A 2,698-nucleotide genomic window follows, 5' to 3' on the forward strand; every position below is an offset into this window, starting at 1 on the left:
CCATGTTATATATTGATTAATTAGAAAGTATCGAATGGATATTCAATTTTTAGGAACGGGGGCTGGTCAGCCCTCTAAAGCCCGCAACGTTTCAAGTCTCGCCCTGAAACTCTTGGACGAGATTAACGAAGTCTGGCTCTTTGACTGTGGAGAAGGTACGCAAAATCGCATTCTGGAAACCACGATTCGACCGCGTAAGGTCAGCAAAATCTTTATTACCCACCTACATGGAGACCACATCTTTGGCTTGCCAGGTTTCCTTTCTAGTCGCGCCTTTCAGGCCAATGAAGAACAGACAGATTTGGAAATCTATGGACCGCAAGGGATCAAGTCCTTTGTTTTAACCAGCCTTCGTGTGTCGGGTTCTCGTCTGCCCTACCGCATTCATTTTCATGAATTTGACCAAGATTCTCTAGGTAAAATCCTTGAGACCGATAAATTCACGGTGTATGCAGAGGAGTTGGATCATACTATTTTCTGTGTTGGCTATCGTGTCATTCAAAAGGACTTGGAAGGAACGCTAGATGCTGAAAAACTCAAGGCGGCAGGTGTCCCATTTGGCCCACTTTTTGGAAAAATTAAAAACGGTCAGGACGTTGTTTTAGAAGATGGGACTGAAATCAAGGCGGCAGACTATATCTCAGCCCCACGTCCAGGTAAGATTATCACTATTCTGGGTGACACCCGCAAAACCAATGCTAGTGTGCGTCTAGCTGTCAATGCTGATGTCCTTGTCCATGAATCGACTTATGGCAAGGGTGACGAACAAATTGCTCGTAACCATGGCCACTCTACTAACATGCAAGCTGCACAAGTAGCGGTAGAAGCAGGTGCTAAACGCCTCTTGCTCAACCATATCAGTGCCCGTTTTCTCTCAAAAGATATCAGCAAGCTCAAAAAAGACGCTGCTAGTGTCTTTGAAAATGTCCATGTGGTCAAAGATTTGGAAGAAGTGGAAATCTAGCAGTCACAGAAAGGAACAGTATGCCTACTATTCTCATTACCGGAGCTAGCGGTGGCCTAGCCCAAGAAATGGTCAAACTTTTGCCGAATGACCAACTGATTTTGTTAGGTAGAAACAAGGAAAAATTAGCCCAACTCTACGGAAACCATCCCCATGCAGAATTGATTGAAATCGATATTACCGATGATTCAGCCTTAGAAACTCTGGTAGCAGACCTATATCTCCGCTATGGCAAGATTGATGTCTTGATAAACAACGCTGGTTACGGGATTTTTGAGGAATTTGACCAGATTTCTGACCAAGATATTCACCAGATGTTCGAGGTCAATACCTTTGCCCTGATGAATCTATCTCGTCGCCTTACAGCTCGTATGAAGGAAAGCAGAAAAGGTCATATCATCAATATCGTCAGCATGGCAGGTTTGATCGCTACTGGTAAGTCTAGTCTCTACTCAGCGACCAAGTTTGCGGCTATTGGTTTTTCAAATGCCTTACGCCTTGAACTGATGCCCTATGGAGTCTATGTGACAACAGTCAATCCAGGTCCAATCCGTACAGGATTTTTCGACCAAGCCGACCCAGATGGAACCTATCTCAAGTCGGTTGACCGCTTCCTGCTAGAACCAGATGCAGTGGCTAAAAAGATTGTCAAGATTATAGGAAAAAACAAACGAGAACTTAATCTCCCAGTATTGTTGAATCTAGCCCATAAGTTTTATACCCTCTTTCCCAAGCTAGCTGATAAGTTGGCAGGGGAAACTTTTAATTATAAATAAAAAGAACCAATGTGCAGGTGTTGCTAGCCTACATATTGGTTCTTATCATTTCTCAACTATCAAACTGAACTTCTTCTAAGAGATAGTCGATAAAGCGTTCGCCCATCTTAGATAGGCTAGTTTTCTCATGCTGGATATAGACCAGCTCGATAGGGTCATCAATATCTAGTGGGATAGAAACGATATTGTCTCCGTTGAGGTTGCTGTTCAAAATCCCTGTTGCAATGGTATAACCATCCAAACCAATCAAGAGGTTAAAGAGAGTTGCACGGTCACTGACCACGATGGATTTTTTGTGGTGTTCTTGCGAGAGAATCTCTTCAGAGAAGTAGAAGGAGTTGTGAGTTCCTTGGTCATAGCTGAGATAAGGGAAGTTTTCCAAGTCTTCTAGTTTGACCTTATCTTTCTTTGCCAGAGGATTAGTCTTGCTGACAAAGATATGCGGTTGCGCAGTAAAGAGATGGTGAGCCAGCAGGTGGTTGTCATCCAGCATTTTGGTTAAAACATCACGGTTGTAGCTGTTTAAGAAGAGGACACCGACCTCACTACGGAAGTTCTTGACGTCATCGATAATCTCCCAAGTCCGCGTTTCACGAAGAAAAAGCTCGTATTTTTCCATATCACTTTTCTTGAGTAGAGAGACGAAAGCGTTGACCACAAAGGCATAGTGCTGGGAGGAAACGCTAAAGAGTTCGCGGTGGGCAACAGGATTTTTATAGCGTTCTTCCAGAAGCTGGGTCTGCTCGACAACCTGACGGGCATAAGAGAGGAACTCCATCCCATCACGGGTCAAGGTGATACCCTTGGGATTTCGGATAAAAATCTCAATCCCCATCTCATTTTCCAAATCTCTTACAGCGTTGGAAAGACTCGGCTGAGTGATAAAGAGTTGCTTGGCTGCCTCATTCATGGAGCCAGTTTCGACGATTTTGATAATATAGTGTAATTGTTGAATTCT

General features: G+C 43.8%; 3 protein-coding genes. 2 read left to right on the forward strand and 1 reads right to left on the reverse strand.

The genetic code is table 11. From position 1 onward, the window contains the following. Nucleotides 1–34 precede the first annotated feature (34 nt). Nucleotides 35–964 carry a ribonuclease Z gene (rnz, locus tag SMIDD26_RS02400; RefSeq protein WP_061438792.1) on the forward strand — a complete coding sequence of 310 codons (930 nt, stop codon included), beginning with the start codon at nucleotides 35–37 and terminating at the stop codon, nucleotides 962–964. A gap of 20 nt (nucleotides 965–984) precedes the next feature. Then, complete coding sequence (locus SMIDD26_RS02405) at nucleotides 985–1,740, forward strand: SDR family NAD(P)-dependent oxidoreductase (protein WP_061438793.1); 756 nt, start codon at nucleotides 985–987, stop codon at nucleotides 1,738–1,740. A gap of 52 nt (nucleotides 1,741–1,792) precedes the next feature. On the opposite strand, the gene SMIDD26_RS02410 is transcribed toward SMIDD26_RS02405, so the two are convergent. Next, nucleotides 1,793–2,698, reverse strand: a 906-nt coding sequence (locus SMIDD26_RS02410) for a LysR family transcriptional regulator (RefSeq protein ID WP_134990135.1), incomplete at its 5' end; no start/stop codon positions are given.

Source organism: Streptococcus mitis (assembly GCF_001579035.1).
Classification (GTDB): domain Bacteria; phylum Bacillota; class Bacilli; order Lactobacillales; family Streptococcaceae; genus Streptococcus; species Streptococcus mitis_J.